This window comes from Methylobacterium sp. GC_Met_2, assembly GCF_026540795.1.
Lineage (GTDB): Bacteria > Pseudomonadota > Alphaproteobacteria > Rhizobiales > Beijerinckiaceae > Methylobacterium.
Window position 1 is genome coordinate 1 of sequence record NZ_JALNUM010000098.1, and the last position, 23127, is coordinate 23127.

General features: G+C 71.3%; 25 protein-coding genes. 6 read left to right on the top strand and 19 right to left on the bottom strand.

The annotated features are described in order from the left end of the window. Positions 1–92: 92 nt before the first annotated feature. Positions 93–863 carry an SDR family oxidoreductase gene (locus OXS49_RS25215; RefSeq protein ID WP_243999926.1) on the top strand — a complete coding sequence of 257 codons (771 nt, stop codon included), beginning with the start codon at positions 93–95 and terminating at the stop codon, positions 861–863. Beyond that, the gene (locus OXS49_RS25220) at positions 860–2629 is read left to right on the top strand and encodes a class I adenylate-forming enzyme family protein (protein ID WP_267427403.1); all 1770 of its coding nucleotides are present in this window, start codon (positions 860–862) and stop codon (positions 2627–2629) included. The genes OXS49_RS25215 and OXS49_RS25220 overlap by 4 nt, the downstream gene beginning before the upstream one ends. On the opposite strand, the gene OXS49_RS25225 is transcribed toward OXS49_RS25220, so the two are convergent. Continuing rightward, positions 2599–3198: a hypothetical protein gene (locus OXS49_RS25225; RefSeq protein ID WP_267427405.1), complete on the bottom strand. Its 600-nt coding sequence runs from the start codon at positions 3196–3198 to the stop codon at positions 2599–2601. The genes OXS49_RS25220 and OXS49_RS25225 overlap by 31 nt on opposite strands. 181 nt (positions 3199–3379) lie before the next feature. On the opposite strand from OXS49_RS25225, the gene OXS49_RS25230 reads away from it, so the two are divergent. Genes OXS49_RS25230 through OXS49_RS25240 form a run of 3 tightly spaced genes read left to right on the top strand, consistent with a single transcriptional unit; the run spans position 3380 to position 6157 of the window. Next, a complete protein-coding gene (locus tag OXS49_RS25230) occupies positions 3380–3625 on the top strand; it encodes a ferredoxin (RefSeq protein WP_267427407.1) in 246 nt (81 codons plus the stop codon). Then, positions 3625–4893 (top strand): FAD-dependent oxidoreductase, encoded by a 1269-nt coding sequence (locus OXS49_RS25235; protein WP_243999803.1) that lies wholly within the window; start codon positions 3625–3627, stop codon positions 4891–4893. The genes OXS49_RS25230 and OXS49_RS25235 overlap by 1 nt, the downstream gene beginning before the upstream one ends. A 10-nt stretch (positions 4894–4903) precedes the next feature. Beyond that, on the top strand, positions 4904–6157 hold the full coding sequence (locus OXS49_RS25240) for a cytochrome P450 (protein ID WP_267427408.1): 1254 nt from the start codon (positions 4904–4906) through the stop codon (positions 6155–6157). Positions 6158–6190: 33 nt separating this feature from the next. Here the strand turns inward: OXS49_RS25240 and OXS49_RS25245 are convergent, their stop codons facing one another. The 8 genes from OXS49_RS25245 to bchO all read right to left on the bottom strand — a co-directional run bounded on the left by OXS49_RS25245 (position 6191) and on the right by bchO (position 13170). Then, positions 6191–6574 (bottom strand): VOC family protein, encoded by a 384-nt coding sequence (locus OXS49_RS25245; protein WP_243999807.1) that lies wholly within the window; start codon positions 6572–6574, stop codon positions 6191–6193. 108 nt (positions 6575–6682) lie between these two features. Continuing rightward, positions 6683–8422: a cache domain-containing protein gene (locus OXS49_RS25250; protein ID WP_243999809.1), complete on the bottom strand. Its 1740-nt coding sequence runs from the start codon at positions 8420–8422 to the stop codon at positions 6683–6685. 301 nt (positions 8423–8723) lie between these two features. Next, positions 8724–9320, bottom strand: coding sequence for an urea carboxylase-associated family protein (locus OXS49_RS25255; protein ID WP_267427422.1), 597 nt, complete (start codon positions 9318–9320; stop codon positions 8724–8726). A 185-nt stretch (positions 9321–9505) separates the two neighbouring features. Continuing rightward, the gene (gntA, locus tag OXS49_RS25260; RefSeq protein WP_267427409.1) at positions 9506–10270 is read right to left on the bottom strand and encodes a guanitoxin biosynthesis heme-dependent pre-guanitoxin N-hydroxylase GntA; all 765 of its coding nucleotides are present in this window, start codon (positions 10268–10270) and stop codon (positions 9506–9508) included. A 299-nt stretch (positions 10271–10569) separates the two neighbouring features. Continuing rightward, the gene (locus OXS49_RS25265; protein ID WP_243999813.1) at positions 10570–11355 is read right to left on the bottom strand and encodes a gamma-glutamyl-gamma-aminobutyrate hydrolase family protein; all 786 of its coding nucleotides are present in this window, start codon (positions 11353–11355) and stop codon (positions 10570–10572) included. Positions 11356–11485: 130 nt separating this feature from the next. Next, positions 11486–11908: a hypothetical protein gene (locus tag OXS49_RS25270; protein WP_267427411.1), complete on the bottom strand. Its 423-nt coding sequence runs from the start codon at positions 11906–11908 to the stop codon at positions 11486–11488. 2 nt (positions 11909–11910) lie between these two features. Continuing rightward, entirely contained in the window at positions 11911–12168 is a 258-nt protein-coding gene (locus OXS49_RS25275) for a type II toxin-antitoxin system prevent-host-death family antitoxin (protein ID WP_243999817.1), read from the bottom strand. A 102-nt stretch (positions 12169–12270) separates the two neighbouring features. Beyond that, positions 12271–13170, bottom strand: coding sequence for an alpha/beta fold hydrolase BchO (gene bchO / locus OXS49_RS25280; RefSeq protein WP_267427413.1), 900 nt, complete (start codon positions 13168–13170; stop codon positions 12271–12273). 207 nt (positions 13171–13377) lie between these two features. On the opposite strand from bchO, the gene OXS49_RS25285 reads away from it, so the two are divergent. Further along, complete coding sequence (locus OXS49_RS25285; RefSeq protein ID WP_202130569.1) at positions 13378–13524, top strand: hypothetical protein; 147 nt, start codon at positions 13378–13380, stop codon at positions 13522–13524. Positions 13525–13536: 12 nt separating this feature from the next. On the opposite strand, the gene OXS49_RS25290 is transcribed toward OXS49_RS25285, so the two are convergent. The 10 genes from OXS49_RS25290 to OXS49_RS25335 form a co-directional block, all read right to left on the bottom strand. Next, positions 13537–15255 carry a magnesium chelatase subunit D gene (locus tag OXS49_RS25290; protein WP_267427414.1) on the bottom strand — a complete coding sequence of 573 codons (1719 nt, stop codon included), beginning with the start codon at positions 15253–15255 and terminating at the stop codon, positions 13537–13539. A 318-nt stretch (positions 15256–15573) separates the two neighbouring features. Then, the gene (gene bchI / locus OXS49_RS25295; protein ID WP_243999823.1) at positions 15574–16584 is read right to left on the bottom strand and encodes a magnesium chelatase ATPase subunit I; all 1011 of its coding nucleotides are present in this window, start codon (positions 16582–16584) and stop codon (positions 15574–15576) included. Positions 16585–16723: 139 nt separating this feature from the next. Continuing rightward, positions 16724–17941 carry a 5-aminolevulinate synthase gene (gene hemA / locus OXS49_RS25300; RefSeq protein ID WP_267427415.1) on the bottom strand — a complete coding sequence of 406 codons (1218 nt, stop codon included), beginning with the start codon at positions 17939–17941 and terminating at the stop codon, positions 16724–16726. Positions 17942–18149: 208 nt separating this feature from the next. Next, on the bottom strand, positions 18150–18944 hold the full coding sequence (gene puhE, locus OXS49_RS25305) for a putative photosynthetic complex assembly protein PuhE (protein ID WP_243999827.1): 795 nt from the start codon (positions 18942–18944) through the stop codon (positions 18150–18152). Position 18945: 1 nt separating this feature from the next. Next, entirely contained in the window at positions 18946–20034 is a 1089-nt protein-coding gene (acsF, locus tag OXS49_RS25310; RefSeq protein WP_267427416.1) for a magnesium-protoporphyrin IX monomethyl ester (oxidative) cyclase, read from the bottom strand. Next, the gene (locus OXS49_RS25315; protein ID WP_267427424.1) at positions 20031–20327 is read right to left on the bottom strand and encodes a hypothetical protein; all 297 of its coding nucleotides are present in this window, start codon (positions 20325–20327) and stop codon (positions 20031–20033) included. Before OXS49_RS25315 ends, acsF begins: the two co-directional genes overlap by 4 nt. Then, positions 20327–20818 (bottom strand): photosynthetic complex assembly protein PuhC, encoded by a 492-nt coding sequence (gene puhC, locus OXS49_RS25320; RefSeq protein ID WP_267427417.1) that lies wholly within the window; start codon positions 20816–20818, stop codon positions 20327–20329. Before puhC ends, OXS49_RS25315 begins: the two co-directional genes overlap by 1 nt. 10 nt (positions 20819–20828) lie before the next feature. Beyond that, a complete protein-coding gene (puhB, locus tag OXS49_RS25325; RefSeq protein WP_267427418.1) occupies positions 20829–21479 on the bottom strand; it encodes a photosynthetic complex putative assembly protein PuhB in 651 nt (216 codons plus the stop codon). Then, positions 21476–22255: a photosynthetic reaction center subunit H gene (gene puhA / locus OXS49_RS25330; RefSeq protein ID WP_243999835.1), complete on the bottom strand. Its 780-nt coding sequence runs from the start codon at positions 22253–22255 to the stop codon at positions 21476–21478. The genes puhB and puhA overlap by 4 nt, the downstream gene beginning before the upstream one ends. A 19-nt stretch (positions 22256–22274) precedes the next feature. Further along, positions 22275–23127, bottom strand: an 853-nt coding sequence (locus OXS49_RS25335; RefSeq protein WP_267427420.1) for an MFS transporter, incomplete at its 5' end; no start/stop codon positions are given.

The following is a 23127-nucleotide window of genomic DNA, read 5'->3' on the forward strand; positions in this document are numbered from 1 at the left end:
CCTCTCCCGACCCCTGCTGACGCAGGGGCCACCCTCCCCCGCAGAGGGGGGAGGGAGGGCGCGTGTCATCGCAACCTGGGCAATATCACGCCATGTCGCTGTTCGACCTGACCGGCAAAGTCGCCCTCATCACCGGCTCGTCCCGGGGCATCGGGCGGGCGATCGCCCTGCGGATGGCCGAGCACGGCGCCCGGGTGGTGATCTCCTCGCGCAAGCGCGAGGCTTGTGACGCGGTCGTCGCCGAGATCGAGGCCGCCCACGGCGCCGGTCGCGCCGTGGCGATCCCCGCCAGCATCTCGGTCAAGGAGGAGCTGGAACATCTCGTCGCCGAGACCGAGAAGCGGCTGGGTCCGGTGGACGTGCTGGTCGGCAACGCCGCCAGCAACCCCTATTACGGACCGCTCGCCGACATCACCGACGCGCAGTTCCGAAAGATCCTCGAGAACAACGTCCTGTCGAACCACTGGCTGATCCAGATGGTCGCCCCCGGCATGGTGGCGCGGCGGGACGGGGCGATCATCCTCGTCTCCTCGATCGGGGCGCTGAAGGGCTCGCCGGTGATCGGCGGCTATAACGTCTCGAAGGCCGCCGATCTCCAGCTCGCCCGCAACTACGCGGTGGAATACGGGCCCGCCAACGTGCGGGTGAACTGCCTGTGCCCGGGCCTGATCCGCACCGATTTCGCCCGGGCCCTGTGGGAGGATCCCGCCATGCTGGCCGCCACCACGGACGCCGCGCCCCTGCGCCGGATCGGCGAGCCCGACGAGATCGCGGGCGCCGCCGTGTTCCTGGCCTCCGCGGCCGGCCGGTTCGTCACCGGCCAGGCCCTCGTCATCGACGGTGGCGTGACCATCGCCCGATGAGCCCCGATCCCCGCATCCCCGCCGGCTGGCCGGCCCTGCCCTTCCCCGAGGCCGAGGCGCGGCTCACCGCCCCGGGCGGTCCCTTTCCGATCACGACGATCGACATCCGGGGCGTGCCGACCCGGATCTGGGAGAAGGCCCCGCCGACGCTGGGCGACCTGTTCCGGATCGCCCGTGGGCACGGGGACAAGACCTTCGTGGTCTACCAGGACGAGCGCGTGACCTTCACGGGCTTCGCCCGCGCTGCTGCGACCCTGGCCCATGCGCTGGTGGCGTCCGGCGTGCGCAAGGGTGACCGCGTCGCCATCGCGATGCGCAACCTGCCCGAATGGCCGGTCGCCTATTTCGGCGCCCTGCTTGCCGGGGCGATCGCGACGCCGCTCAACGCGTGGTGGACCGGCCCCGAACTCGCCTACGGGCTGCAGCATTCGGGGGCACGGGTGCTGATCGCCGACGGCGCGCGCTTCGCCCGGCTGGCGCCGCACCTGCCCGAATGCCCGGCCCTGGAGCGGGTCTTCACCACCCGGATGGAGCCGGATCCCCGGGCGACGCCCCTCGCCGACATCCTCGGCCCGGTCGCGGACTGGGCCGCCCTCCCCGACCGGCCCCTGCCCGACATCGCCCTCGACCCGGAGGACGACGCGACCCTGTTCTACACCTCCGGCACCACCGGCAAGCCCAAGGGCGCAGTCGGCACCCACCGCGCGGCCGCCACCACGGTGATGGCCTATCCCTACTCGGCGGCGCGCAGCGCCCTGCGCCGGGGCGAGAGCCCGCCGAAGCCCGACCCGGCCGCGCCGCAGCGGGTGGCGCTGCTGGTGATCCCGCTGTTCCACGTCACCGGCTGCCATGCGAGCCTCGGGGCGGCCCTCTACGGCGGCCACCGACTCGTGATGATGCACCGTTGGGACGCGCAGGCGGCCCTCGACCTGATCGAGCGGGAGGGCTGCACCAGTGCCGGCGGCGTGCCGACCATCGCGTGGCAGCTCGCCACCGCGGCCCGGGAGGCCGGGCGGACGCTGCCGAGCCTCGATGCCATCACGTATGGCGGCGCGCCCGCCGCCGGCGACCTCGTGCGGATTCTGGGCGATGTCCTGCCGGAGGTCGTTCCCGGGACCGGCTGGGGCATGACCGAGACCTCCGCGACCTTCACCCACCACCAGGCCGAGGATTATTTTGCGCATCCCGATTCCTGCGGGCCGCCGCTGCCGGTCTGCGCGGTGCGGATCCGCGATCCCCTGGGGCAGGATCTTCCGCCGGGCCACGTTGGCGAACTCTGCGTGACGGGGCCGAACATCGTCCGCGGCTACTGGGACGACCCGGAGGCGACCGCCGACGTGCTGTCGGCGGGTTGGCTGCGCACGGGCGACCTCGCCCGGGTGGACGACGAGGGTTTTCTGACCATCGTCGATCGGATCAAGGACATGCTGATCCGCGGCGGCGAGAACATCTATTGCTGCGAGGTCGAGAACGTCCTCTACGAGCATCCGGACGTGATCGACGCCGTCGTGCTGCCCGTACCGCATCCGACACTGGGCGAGGAGCCCGGCGCCATCGTGGCGCTGGAAGAAGGCGCCGAGACCAGCCCGGAGGCGATCCGCGCCTTCGCAGCGGAACGGCTGGCGGCCTTCAAGGTGCCGGTTCGGATCGTGGTCTGGGACGGGCTCCTGCCCCGCAACCCCGCGGGGAAGATTTTACGCGCCGCGCTGCGGACGGTGTTCGCGCCGCCGCCCGATCAGAACGGCTCGCCGTCGTCCGGACGGTAGACGCGCAGCGTCCGGCCGTCGGGGAACTGCACCGTCCGCCGACGCACCACGAGGTAGCCGGCGGCTGCCGCGCTGTGCAGGCGGTCGAGGCGCTCGTCGGCATAGCCGGGGCCGTAGCCCGGGCCATACCCGTAGGGCCGGTAGCGGGCATAGCCCTCCGGCGGCGGCGGCACCAGGGCGACGACCCGTGGGCCGACGATCGCCCGGGGCGGTGCCGCGGCGGTGCGCGCCCTGCGGACCGAGGCCTCGAGACGCTCGGGCGAAGCGCGTCGCGCCGCAATCCGGGCTGGCGCGCTTCGCGCGGCCGTGGTCCGGGCCGGCGCATGGCGCGCGGCCATCTTGCGCTTCGCGGGGGCGGGCCGGGCCTCCGCGGCGACGGCGGCGGGTGTCGATGCTGTGGGCGCCGCGGCCGGCGCGGGCGCCTTCCGGTCCGAGGCCGGCGCCTCGGCGGCGGGCTTGTGGGTCGGCGGGTCGGTCCAGGTCGTGCCCGCGGCGGGCTCGGCGGTGGCGCCGCCGACGCCGATCAGCAGGATGAGGGCGGCGAGGCTCGTGCGTGCACCGTGCGGCATGGTGCCCTCCTGGATTCGGCGCATCGGGCAGGCCCGCGCGGCGGTCGGATACTAGTCCGAACCGCGCGGCAAGGGAATTCCTGCGTACCGATTCGACGGGGACCGACGCGGACAGATCGACACCTCTGACGCACCGATCCCGCAGTGCGGAACCCGGGGCGTCCCGCGCGGTTGCCCAGCCATGTCCACCCCCGCCGATGCGTCACCCGGATCCCCGCCCGGTCTGAGGGTGAGTGTCGATCTCAACCTGTGCCAAGCCTATGCCCAGTGCTGCTATGCGGCGCCGCAGCATTTCCGCATCGAGGGGCACGAGGCCTTGTTCTACGATCCGGCGCCCGCCGCGCAGCATCGGGACGATATCGAACGGGCCCGCGTCGCCTGCCCGGTCCAGGCGATCCGCGTTGAGGATTCGGGGCGGGGCGCCTGATGGCGGCTCCCGAGCGTGCGGTCGTGGTCGGCGCCGGCCTCGCGGGCCTGCGCGGCGCCGAGGCCCTGCGGGAGGCGGGTTTTTCCGGTCCGCTGACGATCGTCGGTGGCGAACCCCACCTCCCCTACGACCGTCCGCCCCTGTCCAAGCACGTCCTGGCCGGCGCGATCGCCGCGCATGCCACCACCTTGCCGCACGGCCTCGAGGCCGACGTGGACTGGCAGCTCGGTACCCCGGCCGCCGGCCTCGACCGACGGGCCGGTCTGGTGCGGCTGGCTGACGGACGCACCCTCCCGTACGATCGCCTGCTGATCGCCACCGGCACCCGCGCCCGCCCCTGGCCGAACCCACATGAGGGGCGCCTGTCCGGCGTCTTCACCCTGCGCGGGCGGGACGACGCCGCCGCCCTGCGGCAGGCGCTGGAGGCCGGCCCCCGGCGCGTCCTGGTGATCGGCGGAGGCTTCATCGGCTGCGAGGTCGCGAGCCTGTGCCGGAGCCTCGGCCTGCCCGTGACCCTGGTGGAGCCGGGGCCGACCCCGCTCGCCCGGGTCCTCGGCAGCGCGATCGGCGCGTTCATCGGGGCGATCCACGCGGGCCACGGGGTCGATCTGCGCTGCGGCATCGAGGTCGAGTGGCTGGAGGGCGAAGGCGGCCGGCTGGTCCGCGCGCATTGCACCGACGGCAGCCGCATCGAGGCCGACGTCGCGGTCATCGCGCTGGGTGCCGTGCGCAACACCGAGTGGCTCGACGGGGCCGGCCTGTCGGCGGATCCGGGTGGGGTCGATTGCGATGGCGCCGGCTACGTCCTCGACGCGGAGGGCCACGCCGACCCGCGGATCGCGGCCGCCGGTGACGTGGCCCGCTTCCCGCACCCGCTCTACGATGGGCGCCGCGTCGCCCTGGAGCACTGGAGCCACGCGGTGGCGCAGGCCGTCCATGCCGGGCGCCTGCTCGCCGGCGCGCCGCCCGATGCGGCCTATGGCGCGCTCCCGACCTTCTGGTCGACGCAAGGCAATCTGGTGGTGAAGTCCGCCGGACTGACCGAGGGCGCCGACGCGGTGGCGATCACGCAGGGCAATCCGGCGTCCGGCCGCTTCATCGCCCTCTATGGCCGGGCGGGGCGCTGCGTCGCGGCGGTCTCGGTGGATTCCGCCCGGTGGCTGCCCGCCCATGCCGAGCTGGTCGCCACCGGTGCGCCCTTCCCGCCGGAGGGGGCCGCGACCGACCGGCCGAAGGGTGTCGAGATCTTCGAGCCGGGCTTTTCCTGAGGTCAACCCCATGCCCGATTCCAGCCTCCTCGATCAGGTCAAGGACTTCGCCAACCGGCCGAATCCCTATCCGATCTATGCCAAGCTGCGGCAGAACCCGGTCTCGCGCCAGGACGACGGCACCGAGGCGGGCACCTGGGTGGCCTCGACCCACGGCACGATCGCGCGTCTGCTGCAGGACCCGCGGGTCAGTTCCGAGACTCTCCCCCCGGCCGACCGGCCGCGCACCGGCAACCCGCTCACCGATCTGATCGTCAAGCCACTCAAGGACTGGATGATGGACCGGCACCGGGTCTTCATCTTCCGCGACCCGCCCGACCACGACGCCCTGCGCTCGGCCGTGATGCATCAGTTCAGCCAGGAGCGTGTGCAGGCGATGCGCGCCCGTTCGGACAAGCTGGTGGCCGACCTGCTCGACGGGAAGCGCGACGCCCGGGAGATCGACGCGGTCGACGACCTCGCCTACCCGCTCCCCGTGACGGTGATCTGCGAGTTGTTCGGCGTGCCCCGGGAGGACGAGCCGAAGTTCCACGGCTGGGCGACGCAGCTCGCCACCGCGCTGGAGCCCGACAGCCTGTTCAATCCCGAGATCCGCGCCAAGAACAGCCGGACCTTCGACGCGATCGGCGGCTACATGGGCGACCTGATCAAGGAGAAGCGCAAGCACCCGCAGGACGACATGCTCTCGGGGCTCGCCAACCACGCCACCCCGGCGGGGGTGAAGATGGGCGATTACGACCTGATCGCCACCTCGATCCTGATGCTGGTGGCCGGCCACGAGACCACCGTGAACCTGATCACCAACGGTCTGCTCACCCTGCTGCGCCATCCCGACGAGCTGGAGCGGCTGCGCCAGGACCCGATGCGGGCGCCGCGGCTAATCGAGGAATTGCTGCGCTACGAGCCGCCTGTGCAGTTCCGGACCCGCCGGACGCTCGCGGCCATCGACATCGCGGGGGTGACGATCCCCGAGGGCGCCGATCTCGTGCTGCTGCTCGCCGCCGGCAACCGCGACGAATCCGTGTTCCCGGACCCGGACGGGTTCGATCCGGACCGGGCCGGCACCCGCCATCTCGGCTTCGGCGGCAGCCTGCATTACTGCGTCGGCGCGCCGCTCGCCCGGTTCGAGGCCGAGGCGGCGCTCACCGCGCTTGCCCGCCGCTTGAAGGCGCCGCGCCTGATCGCGGATCCGCCGCCTTACCGGCAGGGCGCTGCCTTGCGCGGGCCGGAGAACCTGCGTGTGGCGATCGACGGGATCGTGTGAGGGGCGCGCAGCCGGTTCGGGCTCAGGCTTGGCTCAGATCGTGATCTCCACCGGCGTCCCGTCCGGCATGGCGACGACCGCCTCGTAGAAGCCGTCGCCGGTCCGCCGGGGCGGCGAGACGAGGCATCCCCCCGCCGCGCAGCGCGCGGCCAATGCGTCCACCGCCGCGATGCAGCCCAGCGAGACAGCCACGTGCGCCCAGCCGATGCGCTCCGGTGCCGACTCGTCCTCGACCCAGGGGCCGGTCATCAGTTCGATATGGGCGCCCGGTCCGGGCAGCGTCACGAACCGCGACACGAATCCCGGGCGACGCCGGCTGTGATACGCCGCGCCGACCTCCGCCCCGAAAGTGTCCCGCCAGAACGCGGCGGCCGCGTCGAGGTCCCGCGTCCACAAGGCCACATGGGCGAAGCGCATCGATCGATCTCTCAGGGGACGGGGCCTATCCGCCCCGTCCCGGACTAGGCTGATTCGAAGCGTCTCCGGTCCGGCTCGCGCTGTCCACCACTCCTGGGTTGAGGCCGCTCAGGCGGCCCTGACGGCGGCCAGGAAAGTCGAGACCTCCTGCCCGAGGCGCTCCGAGTAGCGCGCCAATTCCTGCGCGGCGCTCAGCACCTGCCCGGAGGCAGCCCCGGTCTCGCCGGCGGCCTTGTGCACGTCGGCGATGTCTTCGCTCACCGCCTGGGTACCCTGAGCGGCCTGCGCAACGTTCCGGACGATCTCGCTGGTCGCCGCACCCTGCTGCTCCATGCCGGCGGCCACGCTCAGCGCGACCGTGCGCATCGCGTCGATCGTGCCGCCGATCGCCCGCATGGAGTCGACCGCGTGCCGCGTCTCGCCCTGGATCGCGGCGATCTGGCTGGCGATCGTCTCGGTCGCCTTGGCGGTCTGGCTGGCCAGCGCCTTCACCTCGCCCGCCACCACGGCAAAGCCCTTGCCGGCCTCGCCGGCCCGGGCCGCCTCGATGGTCGCGTTGAGGGCGAGCAGGTTGGTCTGGCCGGCGATTCCCGCGATCAGACCCATCACCTCGCTGATCTGCTCGGTCCCCTGGGCCAGGACCTGCATGAGTTCGTTGGTCCGGGCGACGTCGGTGCTGGCCCGGTCGGCCATCAGCGAGGATTGGGCGACCCGGGCCGCGATCTCCTGGATCGAGGCTGACATCTCCTCGCTGGCGGCCGCCACCGTCTGGACGTTGCTCGACGTCTGCTCGGAGGCCGCGCTCACGCGCACCGACTGCTCGGTGGTGCGGGCGGCGGTGCGCGTCATCTCCCGGGCGGTGGCCTCCATCTCCACCGCGGCGGAGCCCAGGCCCTGCGTGAGCGCGCTCACCTGGGCGTCGAACCGGGCGGTGACGGCGTCCAGCACCTGGGCGCGGCGCATCTTGGCCTCGTTCTCGGTCACGGCGGCGGCGTCGGCCGCGCGCTTGGCGATTAGCGCGTCCTTGAACACCTGTACGGCGCGGGCCATCGCGCCCACCTCGTCGCCGCGCTGCTGGTCCGCGACCGGCACGGCGAGATCGCCGTCGGCGAGGCCGCGCATCGCGGCGGTCAGGCGCAGGATCGGGCGCGACAGGCTGTTGCCGATGAGCAGAAGCAGCACCACGACCGGCAGGGCGAGGCCGACGGACCAGAGCGCGATCGTGGTCGCACGGCTGCGCACGTCCGCGTAGACGTCGTCGCGATAGAGGCCGGTGGCGATGATCCAGCCCCAGGGCTTGAACATCTGCACGCTCGCGATCTTCTCGACCGGCTCGGCCCCGCCAGGGCGCGGCTTCATGTAATTCACGATGCCCGAGCCGTCGCGCGTGGCGGTCTCGACCATCTCGGCGAAGTAGCGCTTGCCGCCGGGGATGTCGGTCTGATCCAGGACCTGCTTGCCGACGTTCTTGGCGTTGAAGGCGTTGGCGATCAGTTTCCCGTCGGAGGCGAGGACGAAGAAGTAATCCTCCTTGCCGAAGCGCAGGGCGCTGATCGCCGCCAGCGCGGCCTGCCGGGCCGCCTCGGTGGGCATCTGGCCGGATTTCGCCAGCGCCTCGTAGTGGACGACGAGGCTCTGGGCCACCTCGGAGAGACGGCGCGTCATCAGCTCACGGTCCTCCAGCGCCGAGGACCGGATGTCGAGGACGCTGAGGGTGCTCAGGGCGCCCATGGCCACGACGACCAGGGCCATCACCGCCGCGAGCTTGTGGCGCAGCTTGAGGTTCGCGAGGCGCTGCCAGGGCGCGATGCGGCCGGCGGAATTTGGGTCTGTCTGCGTGGAGATCATCCGGGCACCGAAACGAGGACGGCGATGGCCGTCGGAACGCCCGCATCGAATCGGACCAGGGCTGCCGATGCGCTGAGCCGGGCCAGAATCGGTTATTCAGGTTAGTAAATGGCAAACATTCGCGCTGGATCGCTGCGGCTCCGGAGCGTGAATCGGCGCGACGATCGATCGATCAGGTTGCTCGCGACGTACTCCCGGTCATCCAGATTTCTAATCCAGATCAAATACCCGCATTGTAGGCATCGTGTGCTTATCGTCCGCTCGTGCCGCGCGCCATGTCCTGTGTCGTGCAGTACGGCGTTCAGTCCTCCACCCGGTAATCGATCGGCTTGAAGCTGCCGTTGTTCGATTGCAGGGCCGAGCAGGCGGTCAGTCCGATGATCAGGTCGGTCTCGGCCACGAACACGATCCGGTCCCCGGCCCGGCTGAGCGGCGGCGCTACGGTCAGCACTCCTGTCGCGCCGTCGATCGGCACGTTCATGAAGCAGTTGAACGCCACCGGGATCGCGTCCGGCGCGATGCCGTAGGGCGCGAGCGCCGCCGCGAGGTTGCCGAAGCAGCCCCGATGCGGGTCGGTGTCGCCGTAGATGATCCGGAAGGTGTCGGCCGAGCACGGGGTCAGCAGGAAATCGTGCCGCCCCACCGTGTCCGCGACGATGCGCAGCAGAACGTTCGAGCGGTTCGAGTAGAGCGGGTCGCCGGTGGTGAGATAGATCCGGCTGGCATAGTCGAGGGTCCGCCCGGACGAGATCACCTCGCCCGTGTCGTGGCGGTTATAGGCCACGAGGTCGGCCACCTGCTCGCCGTCCGGGTCGATCACCGTGAGGCGCTGGCCCCGGTCCAGGGCGAAGGCGACGCCCGAGCGCGGCGCGATCCGCTGCACCGCCGCCTGATCCATGCTGGCTCCGCTCACGCCGTGATCTCCCGCCCGTTCATCTTCGCGCCAAGTGCTTGCCCGCTTCGCGCCAAGTGCTTGCCCGCTTCGCGCCAAGTGCTTGCCCGCTTCGCGCCAAGTGCTTGCCCGCTTCGCGCCAAGTGCCTGCCCGCTTCGCGCCAAGTGCTCGCCCGCGCCAAGCGCCCGGCTCACGCCCCGGTTCCCGGCAGGGAGTGGTCCAGGGGCAGGGCGAGCGGATGCCAAGCCGTCGCGGGCTTTGCCGCATCGGGCTTCTGCTCCGGACGGGCCTGGAGCGGGCAGCGCCAATCCGGCCCGACCACGCGACCACTGTACTGCCGGGCCTCCGAGGCCTCGCCGTGGCGCGCCAGCATCGGATTCACACTGCCGGCGAGCGCTTGGTCGCGCTCCAGGATCGAAGCGCGCAGCTTCTCATAGCGGCCCTCCGCACGCAGGCGCTCGAACTGCGCGTGCAGGTTGAAGACCAGAACCGGCGACGAGAAGCGCCGCGCCGGGCGGCTCGCATTCGGGTGGAGGCCGACCACGAAGAACGCCTCCCCGCCGAAGCTCAAGGAGAAATGCGGGTTGTCGGGATCGTCCGCCACGCGGGCATCGTGCGGCTGGCCGAGCCACGCATCCTTGTCGGTGAGCGATTGCGCCCGGGCCCAGAGGTTCCGCTCGAACGCCTCCTCGGAGAGATCGCCGGGGCCCTCGAACACCACCGCGAAGCTCTGGAACAGGTCGGGGTTCAGCCGGTAGCGCGCCACGAAGGCGAGCAAGGCGGGATAGATTCGCATGTCGTCCCAGCCCGAGGCGATATCCCGGGCAACCACGATCGTCATCCGGCCGCGCGACAGCGCCGACTTGGCGCCGACGCAGGGAAAGGGCGGGTTGCGAATGAAATCGCGAAAGGCCTCAGCACGGGGGTGCTCGCGGTCGTCGCGGGGAAACTGCATGCGGTCCGTGCCCATGTTGTGCGCACGCCCGCCTCACGCGGAGGCAGCTTAAGTGCGGGACTCGGGCAACCCGATCGTTCGGGACGTGTTCCGACCTGCGACAGGTCGTCCACAGATTAGGATGAATCGGACGACGTTGCCGCAAGCATTGATCGCCAGCCGGAAAGATTTTCGCCGGCTCGATGAAATCGAGCGCACCTATGTTAAGCCGGCAGCCAACATATGTTGTTCCGGGTGGTGCTTCGCCGTGGTGCGCGGCCGGTCCGTCCCACTGGTGCGCTGTACCGGAATGCGAGCCTTCAGCCGCGGCCCGAAATCCGCATCGCGCGGCGCTCCGCCGCTGCATCCCCGAAGGCCTCGAACAGCGCCCGGTTGATCGGATTGGTGGCGGGGTCGTGCTCGGCGTGCCACTGCACCCCGAGGGCGAAGCCTGCCGCGTCGCGGATCCGGATCGCCTCGATCGTCCTGTCTTCGGCCACGCCTTCGATCACCACGCGCGCACCGGGCTCGAGGATGCCCTGTCCGTGCAGGGAGTTCACCCGGATCGTCTCGCGCTCCAACAATCGCGCGAACGCGCCGCCGGGCGTCAGACTGACCTCGTGGCGGTCGGCGAAGACCACCTCCAGGTCCGGATGGATCTCGCCATTCTCCAGGCGCGGCATCCGGTGGTTGAGGCGGCCGGGGAGATTGCGGATCTCGGGGTGCAGGCTGCCGCCGAAGGCGACGTTCATCTCCTGGAAGCCGCGGCAGATGCCGAACACCGGCACGCCGCGGGCCACGCAGGCCTCGATCAGCGGCAGCGCCACGGCATCGCGGGCCTCGTCGTAGGGCTCGTGCGCCGCGCAGGGCTCGGCCCCGAACCGGGTCGGGTGGACGTTGGCCCGGCCCCCCGTGAGCAGGATGCCGTCCACCGTGTCGAGGAGGTCGCCGAGATCGGTCATCGCCGGGGCGGCGGCGAACATCAGCGGCAGGGCGCCCGCCACGTTGGCCAGGGCGCGCATGTTGTTCTCGCCGACGATCTGCGCCGGGAACCGGTTGTCGATCAGACGCGCATTGCCGATGACGCCGATCACGGGTCTCGCCATCGTTCCGGGGGCTCCTCACTTCGTATCCGGCGGGCTATGGGCCGCGCCAGGCTCTACGGCTCAGGCAAGGCCGGCGCCAGTCCCGCGTGTCTGCCCAAAGTACTCCTTCGGGGGCCGCGATGCGTGCGCCTCAGAGCGTGCGGTCGATCCGGCCCTCTGCCGCCAGGAAGAGCGGCCGGATTGCGGCCCGGATGCGGTTCATGAAGCCGGGCCCGAATGCACCGCGCGGCGCTCGATTGGGATCGACGTGAAACGACCGCTCCGCCACGTCGTAGTTGTACTCGCTGACCGTGATCCACCCACGCTTCAGCGTGGAGAGGCCGGCCCGGCGCAATTCGAGCATCGGGATTTCGAGCGCGGTCTGCTCCGAGGTCGGCGGAGTTCCCGAGATGGCGAGGAGGACCAAGTGTGTGAGGTCCTGAGCCGGATCGGACACGGCAATGGCGAGGCAGACGGGACGGTCCTTCTCGGCATTGTCGCGGCCGGCCGCGTGCTGCCACCGCCATAGGTAGGGGTAGGTGATGACCGACCCGGACGGAAAGGGGCAGGCCACCTTCAGTCCTGCGGGTGCTCGGCCGCTTGGCGATCCAGCTCGGCGACGATCAGAGCCGCGAGATCGGGCGGGGTTTCTCCGGCGGCATAGGCCCGACGCGGATCGCCCTGTGCCGTGAGGCGTCGATACGTGTCGGCCGACAGCACGACCAGGGAAGGCCGGCCATGCTTGGTCAGGGTCAGGGGCGCTTGACGGGCCTCGTCATGGTAGCGCCCGAAATGGCGGATGAACTCGGCGGTGGTGACGGAGCGGTCGGCCATGGTCTGAGCGTCCTGATTTATCTGAATTATACAGAAAATCGGCAGCAAAGGCATCCGCCGGCTGCAACACTCCCGGAGGTTCAGAGGGCGCCTGCGCACAAATCACACGATCCCGAGCGTCCGCGCCTCCGCGCGAAAAACCTCCGCCACGCGCTCCGGCGCCTCCTCGTGGGCGAGGTGGCCGAGGCCGCGGATCAGCGCCACCCGGGCGTCGGGCAGGCGGTCGCGTACCCCGAAGGCGGTGTCGGGCCGGATCGCCCGGTCGTCGCCGCCGACGATCAGCAGGGTGCGGGTCTTCAGGTCCGGCAGGGCCCGGTGCAGGCTGTCGAGGTCCCAGTTCGCCATCATGCCCAGCGCCCCGCGGACATGGCCGGACCGGGCGAACAGCCGCCGGTAGAGCTCGACCCCCTGCGGATCGAGGCGCGAGCCGGTCCCCTCGATCAGCCGCTTGGCGGCCGACCGGTCCGCCGTCCAGGCGAAGATTTTTGGGGTGAACGGGTTCAGGAACAGCAGCCGCGCCATGCTGGGGAACAGCAGGCTCGCCGCCCCCGGCAGCGGCGCCAGGGCGCCGTTGAAGGCCGCAAGCAGCCGGGGCGCGATGGCGCCATCGAGGCACATCCGCGCCAGCACGGCCGCGCCAGCGGAATGGCCGGCCGCGATCACCGGCGGCCGGCCGAGCGCCTCCACCAGCCCCGTCACCGCCCGCGCCATCCCGGGCAGCGACAGGTCGGCATCCGGCAGCGGATCCGTGAAGCCGTGGCCCGGCAGGTCCGGGGCGATCACGTAAAAATCCTCGGCGAGCAGGGGCGCCAGACCGCGCCAGGAATGGGTGGCCGCCCCGGTCCCGTGCAGCAGCAGCAGGGTCGGTGCCTCGGGCCGGCCGAACGCCTGGACGTGCCAGCGCAGGCCGGCCGCCTCGACGAAGCGGCTGGCCGCCCGGTGCGGCCAGTCCCGGCCCTCGACCTCCCAGTCCGGACGATCCGCATCGAAGGGATTCAGCACGCTCACGTCTCCCGCACCGCACCAAACCACACTGCCCGTCGACTGCGTGCGCTATCGTGCAGCCGCGGAAGTATTTCGTAAACCATTGAAATTCCATGCGGTCGCCGCATGCCGCCGCTGACCGGAACGCGTTTGTTGCGCTGCGGTAGGACGCGCATAATCCGGTCATACAAGAACAACAGACATCCCCCGACTGCGGAGCAGGCCATGATCCTCTTCACCTCCTCGACCCAGAACATCGCGGCCCCGGCCTCCGGCGGCTGGAACCTCCGCGCCATCGTCCGCGACATGCTGAACGCGTGGCTCGCCCACCACCAGCGCGTGGCCGATATCGGCGGCGCCGGCCACCTCTGAGCCACACGGCGCTCAGAGCGCCGCCCGCACCGCCGCGCTGAGCTGTCCGGCCTCGGCGCGCGGCAATTTCAGATAGCGGGCGCCCATCGCGTACGCGACCGCCCGGCTCTCCTCGCCCCGGCTCCCGGTATCGACCACGAGGGCCGGTAGATTGGCGGCCCGCAAGGCCCGGGCCGCCTGCAGCGCCTCCGCGCCGGCCCGGGCACGACCGCCCTCCCCCGAGCGCGCGACATTGGCGCGCCCGTCGGTCAGCAGCACGATCGCCGGCCGGCTGCCGCCCCGGCGCACGCCCAGAGCCACCGCCACCGCCGCGTCGATGCCGGCGGCCAGCGGCGTTCCGCCCCCGCCCGGCAATCCCGACAGACTGCGCTTGGCCCGGGTGAGCGAGCGGGTCGGCGGCAGGACCAACTCCGCGCCGGTGCCGCGGAACGCCACCAGCGCCACCCGATCGCGCCGGACATAGGCTTCGGCCAGCAGCAGCTCGACCGCGCCCTTGGCCTCGGCCAGCCGCTCCAGGGCGGCCGAGCCCGAGGCATCGACGCAGAACACCGTGGTGGTCTCGGTCCGCTGCCGCAGGATCCGGATCCGCAGGTCGTCGCGCCGGACCACGATGCGGCGCGTCTCCCCCCGCGCCGCGCCCTCGGCCTGGCGGACGGCTTGCCAGGGCGCCGCCGCCCGCAGGGTGCCGAGCAGATCGAGGCGTCCCCGCCGCGGATCGCCCCGCCGGCTGCCGACCGGCCGGCCGGTCCGGGACGCCGCCGCCTGACCGACCCGGCCTGCTTTCGCGGCCGCGAGCGGGTGTCGACCCGCCAGAAGCTGATCGAGCAGGTTCGGCGGGATGGCGGCACGCACCGCCTCCAGCACGACATCGTCCGGCGCGCCCTCGGCGGCGGGCTCGACCGCATCGTCCGGCGGGGGCTCCGCGCGCGGCTCCTCCGGCGGCGCTTGATTCTCCGGGGCCGGCTGCTCCGGGGCCGGCTCCTCCGGGGCGGGCAGGCGCGTGGCGCGGGGCGCCAGGACGAGGCGCGCGGCCGTGACGATATCCGGCCGGCCGATCGGCCTGTCCCCCGCGAGCCTGCGCGCCACGCGCGCCGCCAGGATCGGGCCGCGCAGCGACGCGACGCCGAAGGCCTCGGCCAGGGCGCAGAGATCGCCGACCGGATCGGGGGCCTCGGGGCCGGGCTCCGGATCCGGGGGATCGGCCTGGAGGGCCGCGAGCCCGATCCCGCTCAGGTCGATCCGGAAGGCGAGACGGTCGGCCAGGGGCTCGGCGACGGTCTCGTCCCCCGCGCCCTCGTCGAGCAGGATCAGGCCGAACCGGGCCGGCCGGTCCGAGGCAGCCCCGGTGTCGAGGGCGGCCGCGAGGCGCGACGCCGTGCCGGTCGGCAGGCGCTCGGCCATCGGTACCACGACGATCCCGCCATCGGCCTCCGCCAGCAGGCCGGCCCGGGCGACGGGGCGGCCCGCCGCCAGGGTCGCGGCGAGGTCGAGCCCGCCGAGCAGGGCGTCGTCGCCGATGCCGGGCGGCAGGCGGCGCCAGGGGGTTTCGGCGGGGAGCGCGGCGCGCAAGGTTTCGAGCCAGCGCTCGCGGACCGGGCCTGGGGCCGCGCGCAGGATCGCGCCGCCGAAGGCGGCCGGGTCGGCGGCGATCAGGCACGCGGCACGGTGAGCGTCGGCCCAGGGATTGTGCGCCTTCTCTCCCCCCTCTGCAGCGTTACGATGGTCACGCATTGGCTTGAGCAGGGCGTAGCGGGCGCCCTATCCCGAGCCGGCTACGAAGGTGACACGTGTTTATCGGACCGCAACGCAGGCGACGGAGCGCCACAGGCCCCCTCTCCCGAGCGGGAGAGGGTTGGGGTGAGGGATGAGAAAGTTCAGAATTGAGCGCGCCACGCACGCGCCGGAAGGGTGCGCTTCGCTCGGATAGACCTGATCCCTCACCCTGTCCCTCTCCCGCACGGGATAGGGGACCCGCGCTCCGTCCTGAAACGACTCGGCTCAAGCCGCGCGCTAGATTCACGCGCGTTTCAAAGATGCGCGGCGCGCCCGTCACAAAAAAACCTCCGCCAGCGCCCGCTCCACCCGGACGGTGGAGCCGGATTCGTCGAGCGGGTTGCGGCGCAGGCGGTGGCGCAGGGCGGCCGGGGCGATGCGGCGGAGGTGATCGTCGGTGACGTCCCCGGCGCCGTCGAGGGCCGCGAGCGCCCGGGCGGTGCGCATCAGGGTCAGCTCGCCGCGCAATCCGTCGGTGCCGAGCGCCACGCAGAGCCGTGCCGCGCGCTCCAGGGCGGCATCCGGAACCGCCACCGTCGGCAGCCGCTCCCGCGCCAGCAGGATTTTTTTCTGGATTTTTCGCTCCTCGCCGGCGCGCGCGGCGCAGAACCCCGCCGGGTCGCGCTCGTAGGCGTCGCGGGCGCGCACCACCGCGACGCGGGTCGGGATGTCCTTCGGGGTCACGACCTCGCAGGCGAGCCCGAACCGGTCGAGGAGCTGCGGGCGCAACTCGCCCTCCTCCGGGTTGCCGGACCCGACCAGCACGAACCGCGCCGGGTGACGCAGGGACAGCCCCTCGCGCTCGACGGTGTTGATGCCGGAGGCCGCCACGTCGAGCAGCAGGTCCACGAGGTGGTCCTCCAGCAGGTTCACCTCGTCGATATACAGGAACCCGCGGTTGGCGCGGGCGAGCAGCCCCGGCTCGAACGCCTTCACGCCGGCGCCGAGCGCCCGCTCCAGATCGAGGGTGCCGACCACCCGGTCCTCGGTGGCGCCGAGGGGCAGGTCCACCACCGGCACCGGCTTTTTGTGACTTTTGCGCGGGCCTCCTTCCGCGCAGTGCGGGCAGGATTCCGCCGGGCTGTCGGGATCGCAATTGTACGGGCATCCGATGACCGCCCGCATCGGCGGCAGCAGGGCGGCGAGCGCCCGGATCGCCGTGGACTTGCCGGTGCCGCGGTCGCCGAAGACCAGCACGCCGCCGATGGACGGATCCACCGCCGCGATCAGCAGCGCCTGGCGCATCTCGTCCTGGCCGACGATGGCCGAGAAGGGGAAGGTGGGCACGCAGAACTCGCACTCTGCCCCCTCTCCTCACCCTTGCGGGGAGGAGCCGGAGGTGGGGGTGATCCAGGATTGAGCGGAGCGGTGCCTCCTGCACCACCCCCACCCCTACCCCTTCCCGCAAGGGGGAGGGAAGAGCGTCCTACTCCGCCGCCTTCTGGCGCAGCCCGATCCGCCCCCAGATCGTGGTGAGCGCCGCGACCAGCCGGGCGATGTCGGCATCCGTGTGGAGCGGCGACGGGGTGATCCGCAGGCGCTCGGTGCCGCGGGCCACCGTCGGGTAGTTGATCGGCTGCACGTAGATGCCGAACTCGTCGAGCAGGGTGTCGGAGATCCCCTTGCACAGCACGGGGTCGCAGACCATCACCGGCACGATGTGGCTGTCGTTGGGCATGGTCGGGATGTCGGCGGCCTCCAGGGCCTGCCGGACCTTCGCCACCCGCTCCTGATGCCGGGCGCGCTCGACGCCGCTCGCCTTCAGGTGCCGGATCGACGCCGCCGCGCCCGCCGCCACCGCCGGGGGCAGCGAGGTGGTGAAGATGAAGCCCGAGGCGAAGCTGCGCACGAAGTCGCACAGCTTTTCGGAGGCCGTGATGTAGCCGCCGTGCACGGCGAACGCCTTGCCGAGCGTGCCCTCGATCACGTCGAGCCGGTGGGCGACGCCGTCCCGCTCCGAGATGCCGCCGCCGCGCGCGCCGTAGAGGCCGACCGCGTGGACCTCGTCGAGATAGGTGAGCGCCCCGTGGGCCTCGGCCACGTCGCAGATCTCCGCGATCGGGGCGATGTCGCCGTCCATCGAGTAGACCGACTCGAAGGCCACCAGCTTCGGCCGGGCGGGATCGACCAGGGCGAGCTTGCGGTTCAGATCCTCCGGGTCGTTATGGCGGAAGATGTGGCGCTCCGCGCGGGAGAACCGGATGCCCTCGATCATCGAGGCGTGGTTCTCGGAATCGGAGAACACCGCGCAGTTCGGCAGGCGCGACGCCAGGGTGCCCAGAGCCGCCCAGTTCGACACGTAGCCGGAGGTGAACAGCAGGGCCGCCTCCTTGCCGTGGAGGTCGGCGAGTTCCTGCTCGAGGAGCACGTGGTAATGGTTGGTGCCCGAGATGTTGCGGGTGCCGCCGGCGCCGGCGCCGCAGCGGTCGATCGCCTCGTGCATCGCCCCGGTGACGGAGGGGTGCTGGCCCATCCCGAGATAATCGTTGGAGCACCAGACCGTCACGGGCCGGGTGCCGCCGGTGTGATGGTGGGTGGCGTGCGGGAAGTTGCCGGCGTGGCGCTCGAGATCGGTGAAGACCCGGTAGCGGCCCTCGCGGTGGAGACCGGCGATCTCAGCCCCGAAGAACTTATCGTAGTTCATGTCGCCTCTCCCCGAATCCCCGGTGCGGGTTGATCCCGCCTGTGGCACCGGATTTCGCACAAGACCAGTTCCAGATTGGTGGACGTGCGACGCCCGGCCATGATCTCCGAGGGCGTCATTCCGTCGACCGGAACGACGCTCCCTGTTCTTGTGTCCGCATCATCCTGTTCCGAAAGCCGGAGGCTACCGTTCGGGATGATGCGCGGGCCTACACCCGGTCCCGCGGACGGACCGTCTCCTCCGACGCCCGCGACGGCAGGCTCCAGCGCCACAGCTCCGCGGAAGGCAGCGGCAGCATCAGGAACCAGTGCTCCAGTGTGGCGAGCGCGGTCAGCGTCGCCAGCACGGTGAAGCCGATGAGCTCGTGCTCAAGTAGGTCGGCGCCGAGCGCCGCGCGGCCGAGGAGCGCCGCCGCGATGGTCCCGAGGCTCACCGAGACCGGGAACAGCAGGTTCATCGGTTTTCGCGAGAGGTAGCAGGCGAGGTAGCCGAGATGCTCCGGCAGGAACTCGGCGTGGAGGTTGCGCACGCCGAGGAACAGGTTGAGCCGCGCCGAGAGGTTCATCACCACGAGCGTGCCGTAGGTCCAGAGGGCGAAGCGGTTGGGGCTGCCCCAGACCAGAGCCAGGATCGCCAGGCCGCCGATCACGATGGCGAATTCGTGCCACAGGCTGGTGGCGAGCGCCGCCAGGAACCGGTCGAACCCCCGCACGCCCGGCGCGCAGGCGACCGGCCGCGGGCCCGACAGGAAGCCCATATAGTAGCTCATCTCCTGCCAGCCCCAGATCGCCAGGGCCGCCGTGAAGGCCGTGTAGGCGCCCGTCGCGCTCGTGTCGGCGGCGCTGGACCGGATCGCCACCAGGGCTGCGGCGAGCAGCAGCGTCGCCCCGGCCATGCTCCACGGATGCGTCCGCCGCGGGGCGTGGTCGAGCAGCAGGATCAGCCCGGTGGAGAACCACCAGAGCAGCACCGCGTAGAGCACCGGGGCGGCGTAGGTCCCCATCCTACCAGACCGGCTGGAGGCGGATATCGGCCGGCAGGGCGTTGGCCTTGACGGGCAAGAGATACAGCCGGACGAAGGTCGCGGCCGCGCGCAGCACCTGCACGCCGTGCTGCACCTTGCCGACGAGCCCGCCCCGGGCCTTCGCGTCGGCGATCGCCCGGGAGCAGGCGAGCAGCCGGTCGAGGCCCGCCTTGAACTTCGGATTGTCGAGGTCGAGTTCCAGCGGGAAGGTCTGGCGGGAGATCTCCGAGGTGATCCGGAACACCTTGAAGTCGTAGTCGCTCGGATCGACGCCCAGCGCCTTGTGGAAGGCCGGCCGGTGATGGTCGCGCACATACATCGTGGCGAAGACCGCAAGCAGGAAGAACCGGATCCAGTAGCGGTTGATGCCGCTGGTCAGCTTCGGGTTGGCGCGCATCAAGAGCGCGAAGGCCTCGCCGTGGCGGAACTCGTCGTTGCACCACAGCTCGAACCACTTGAAGATCGGGTGGATGCGCCGCTCCGGGTGCCGCTCCAGCTCGCGGAAGATCGTGATGTAGCGGGCGTAGCCGATCTTCTCCGACAGATAGGTCGCGTAGAAGATGAACTTCGGCCGGAAGAACGTGTATTTTTTGGACTTGGTGAGGAAGCCCAGATCCACCCCGATGCCGAAATCCTTGAGCGTGTCGTTGATGAAGCCGGCGTGGCGGGCCTCGTCCCGGCTCATGAAGCCGAACAGCTCCTTGATGTCCTTGTTCTTCGCGCGCTTGCGCATCTCGGCGTAGAGCACGCAGCCCGAGAACTCGGCGGTGATCGACGACACCAAGAAGTCCAAAAACTCCTTCCGCAGCTCGGGCTCCATCTGCGACAGGTCGCAGTCGAACTCCGCGTTGCGGGTGAAGTGGCGCTTGTTCGGATCGGCGCGCAATTCGGCGATGAGCGCGTCCCAATCGCGCCGCACCGGCTCGACATTGGTGCGGTCGAGCTCGACGAAATCGGTCGTGTAGAACCGGGGCGACAGGAAGGTCGTCTCCTGGGCCGCCTTGGTCGATTCGTTGACCGGCGCCTTCGGGATCGGCTGGCCGGTGGGGGGCGCGACGGGAGCGTTCACAGCTTCCTCCTTTCGGAGAAGCTGACCTCGTAGAGTTCGGTCAGCTCGAGATGGGCGATGAGCTTGGTCCAGACCCGCTCCAGCGGGCCGGCCCGGGTGATCGTGGCGGTGCGGCGCACGCTGAGGCGCTCGCCATAGGGTACCGCGATCGGCGCGTCGTGGACCTGGACCTCGTCGCCGGGCTCGATCTCGAAGCCGGCATCGAGAGTCACATGCGCGTGCAGGCTCTCGGGGGTCTGCTCGATCTCGACCGTGCAGGGCACGGTGACGGTGCGGCTGCCGAACAGGCCCATCACCGGGTCTCCGTGGCGGGCGCGGGCATCAGCCGGGCGAAGGCCCCGGCATTGGTCGGCCCGAAGGCTTCGAGCGGCACCCGGCGGCCGGTGGCCTCGTCGGCGAGCGCCAAACGGCCATCGTCGAAGCGGGTCAGGCTGAAGGGCTTTTCCGGCCCGAGACCGTCGCGCTGCCGGGCCTGGGCGAGGCCCCGCAACGTCCCGCGCAGGAAGCCGTCCTCGCCGGGGCGGATCCAGGCGAGGATCTTCTGGTCGGCGACGTTGCGCAGGGCGATCGAGCCGTCGACCTGATCCTCGGCGTGGAATTCGACCTGCGCCACCGGCTTGGCCGGCGGCAGGGCGACGAGGCCGACCCCCTCGCTGCGGCCGATCAGGACCGCCAGCATGGTGAAGCCCATCAGCGCCCCGGCGCCGATCATCAGCAGCGCCGGCGCCGGTCCCGCGGCAGCCCGAACCGGTGATCGGCCGGCGTTCTCCGCCCGCTCGCCCATCGTCCCCTCCCTACTCGGCCGCGACGAGGCGGCCGGCATTCTCGTTCGCCTGACCCAGACGGGCCAGCCGCACCGGCGGCGCGGCGCCGTCGGCATGGGCCGCCAGCGCCTGCGCCAGCAGGGCCGCCGCCGCGTCGGCGTCCGGTACGGAGCGCAGCATGGGCTCAGTCCGCGACAGATGCCAGGGCCGGGCGTGCGGCCAGAGCTGAAGGTAGGCGATCCGCAGGCCCGGCCGCAACCGCAGAGGGACGTCTCCGGTGCCATCCGTGAAGGCGCGCAACGCCGCAGTCTCGATCTGGGCGAATGGCAGGTTGTGGGTCACCTGCAGGGCGATGCCGGCCTGCAGCACGACCCGGCGGTTGGTGATCGTGTAGAGCGTCGTCCGGTGGGTCAGCCACGCGAGCAGCCAGAGCAGGGCCATCCCGCCCGCGCCGATCACCAGGGTCGGCAGCACCACCTTCAGCGCCCCCGTGGCCGAGCCCGCCGCAAGGCCGAAGGCCAGGCCGGAGAGGCCGAACCACGCGATCACCAGGCGGGCGTGGAACACCCGAACCAGCAGACCCGTGGTGGTGGGCGCGCCCTGCCACAGGATCCGCTCACCCGCCGGCAGCGGGCCGGGCAGTCCCCGCAGGGTGCCCTCGGGAATGAAGTCGCCGCTCATATCAGGGGCTCCGCCCGGGCCGGCGTGGCGTAGAGCGTGCCGGCGCCGAAGTAGGACATGACCCGCTCCTCCTCCAGGAAGGTGACGCTGTCGGGGTCGCGGGTCTCGGGGATATCGGCGAACTGGCTGGCGAGAAGCGCCTCGGTCTTCACCGTCTTGGTGAAGCCGCCGGCCCGGCAGAACGTCACCGGCATCAGGCGCCGCCCGCCCGTGGGCAGTTCGACCTCGTAGTAGCGCAGCAGCGATTCGCCGCGATCGACCCAGACGTCGCAGACGACGCCCGCCACCGCGTTGTCGGTGCCGAACACGGTCATGCCGATCGGGTTCGGGCCGTCCTCGTGGACGACGAAGTTGGTCGCCACCCGCAGGGGCACGATCCGGATCTCGTTGTCCCAGGTCCGGTCGTGGACGTCGTGCCGGAGCACCCAGGAGCCGGGGCCGACGCCGGCCTGGAGCGAGGATTCGGTCCGCTCATAGGGCGCGCCCGGCCAGGGCTCGACCTTGCGGGCCGGGATGCCGGTCTCGATGTCGTCGCGGCCATGCACGGCCTGGGGGGCGTAGGTGGTCTCGCCGCCGGGCAGGTGGAACGCCTTGGCGCGGGGGATCAGGAACGGATCGACCGACTTGCGGCGCCCGACCGCCTCGTTCTCCAGGGGGTAGCCCTCGCGCCGGTCCTCCCGGCGCAGCCAGAACACCAAGCCGGCAAAGAAGAGGAAGAACGCGTAGAGCACGACCTGGGCGACGTCGACGTAACCTGTAAGTGCGCCGGTTGGCATGGCTGACCTCCCCCGTGTCTCAGGCTGTCCGGCCGGCGAGATTGCCGGTCATCCGATCGCGTGTCTGCGCACGCGCGTCCTCACGCACCAGCGGCCCGAGCGCGAGCAGCGCGGCGAACAGCAGGGCGATCTCGATGTGGTAGACGATCAGGTATCCGATGGCGGGCTCGTTCATGCCCTCGCCGAGCACCCCCGACTGGGCGATGGCGCCGCCGACATCGCGCACGAGGCCGCTGGCCGCGATCGACAGGCCCGCCGCGGTCGCCTGCACGGCGCCCCAGGCGCCCAGCGCCAGCCCGGTATCCTCGGGGCCGGCGCGGTTCATCGAGGCGGTGAGCGTGCCGTGGGCGAACAGGCCGCCGCCGAGGCCGATCAGGCTGACACCCGCGGCGAACAGGTCGGCCGAGGCCAAGGGCGCGGCGAACACCACCGCCGAGAAGGCCAGGATCCCGATCCCGACGCCGACGCCTGAGACCCGGAACGGGTCACCGCCCCGGTTGAGCCAGCGCGCCGCGATCAGCAGGCCGAGGCCGCCGCCAGCCGCGAGCAAAGCGGTCAGCGCCGTGGTCGCCCCCACGGAGAGGTGCAGGATCTGGCCGCCATAGGGTTCCAGCAGGATGTCCTGCATGGAGAAGCCCGCCGTGCCGAGGCCGATCGCCACGAGGCGGCGCCGGGCGGTGCCCTCCCCGGCATAGGCCCGCCAGGAGGCGCGGAAGTCGCGCTGCGGCGCGTCCCGGTTTCGGCTGGTGTCGCGGGGTTCCTGCTTCCACAGCGCGAAGCCGTTGAGGATGATGGTGACGAGCGCCGCCCCCTGGATCACCTGGATCAGGCGCACCGCGGAAAAGTGCGCCAGGAACAGCCCGAACAGCACC

What these genes read in the sequence shown, in the direction of transcription:
- OXS49_RS25215 (WP_243999926.1), top strand. Translation starts at nt 93, where the DNA reads ATGTCGCTGTTCGACCTGACCGGCAAAGTCGCCCTCATCACCGGCTCG.
- OXS49_RS25245 (WP_243999807.1), bottom strand. Translation starts at nt 6,574, where the DNA reads ATGCGCTTCGCCCATGTGGCCTTGTGGACGCGGGACCTCGACGCGGCC.
- OXS49_RS25230 (WP_267427407.1), top strand. Translation starts at nt 3,380, where the DNA reads ATGTCCACCCCCGCCGATGCGTCACCCGGATCCCCGCCCGGTCTGAGG.
- puhA (WP_243999835.1), bottom strand. Translation starts at nt 22,255, where the DNA reads ATGCCAACCGGCGCACTTACAGGTTACGTCGACGTCGCCCAGGTCGTG.
- OXS49_RS25290 (WP_267427414.1), bottom strand. Translation starts at nt 15,255, where the DNA reads ATGCGTGACCATCGTAACGCTGCAGAGGGGGGAGAGAAGGCGCACAAT.
- OXS49_RS25255 (WP_267427422.1), bottom strand. Translation starts at nt 9,320, where the DNA reads ATGGATCAGGCGGCGGTGCAGCGGATCGCGCCGCGCTCGGGCGTCGCC.
- puhB (WP_267427418.1), bottom strand. Translation starts at nt 21,479, where the DNA reads ATGAGCGGCGACTTCATTCCCGAGGGCACCCTGCGGGGACTGCCCGGC.
- OXS49_RS25240 (WP_267427408.1), top strand. Translation starts at nt 4,904, where the DNA reads ATGCCCGATTCCAGCCTCCTCGATCAGGTCAAGGACTTCGCCAACCGG.
- OXS49_RS25225 (WP_267427405.1), bottom strand. Translation starts at nt 3,198, where the DNA reads ATGCCGCACGGTGCACGCACGAGCCTCGCCGCCCTCATCCTGCTGATC.
- hemA (WP_267427415.1), bottom strand. Translation starts at nt 17,941, where the DNA reads ATGAACTACGATAAGTTCTTCGGGGCTGAGATCGCCGGTCTCCACCGC.
- OXS49_RS25285 (WP_202130569.1), top strand. Translation starts at nt 13,378, where the DNA reads ATGATCCTCTTCACCTCCTCGACCCAGAACATCGCGGCCCCGGCCTCC.
- puhE (WP_243999827.1), bottom strand. Translation starts at nt 18,944, where the DNA reads ATGGGGACCTACGCCGCCCCGGTGCTCTACGCGGTGCTGCTCTGGTGG.
- OXS49_RS25250 (WP_243999809.1), bottom strand. Translation starts at nt 8,422, where the DNA reads ATGATCTCCACGCAGACAGACCCAAATTCCGCCGGCCGCATCGCGCCC.
- OXS49_RS25265 (WP_243999813.1), bottom strand. Translation starts at nt 11,355, where the DNA reads ATGGCGAGACCCGTGATCGGCGTCATCGGCAATGCGCGTCTGATCGAC.
- OXS49_RS25275 (WP_243999817.1), bottom strand. Translation starts at nt 12,168, where the DNA reads ATGGCCGACCGCTCCGTCACCACCGCCGAGTTCATCCGCCATTTCGGG.
- OXS49_RS25235 (WP_243999803.1), top strand. Translation starts at nt 3,625, where the DNA reads ATGGCGGCTCCCGAGCGTGCGGTCGTGGTCGGCGCCGGCCTCGCGGGC.
- puhC (WP_267427417.1), bottom strand. Translation starts at nt 20,818, where the DNA reads ATGGGCGAGCGGGCGGAGAACGCCGGCCGATCACCGGTTCGGGCTGCC.
- OXS49_RS25315 (WP_267427424.1), bottom strand. Translation starts at nt 20,327, where the DNA reads ATGGGCCTGTTCGGCAGCCGCACCGTCACCGTGCCCTGCACGGTCGAG.
- OXS49_RS25220 (WP_267427403.1), top strand. Translation starts at nt 860, where the DNA reads ATGAGCCCCGATCCCCGCATCCCCGCCGGCTGGCCGGCCCTGCCCTTC.
- gntA (WP_267427409.1), bottom strand. Translation starts at nt 10,270, where the DNA reads ATGCAGTTTCCCCGCGACGACCGCGAGCACCCCCGTGCTGAGGCCTTT.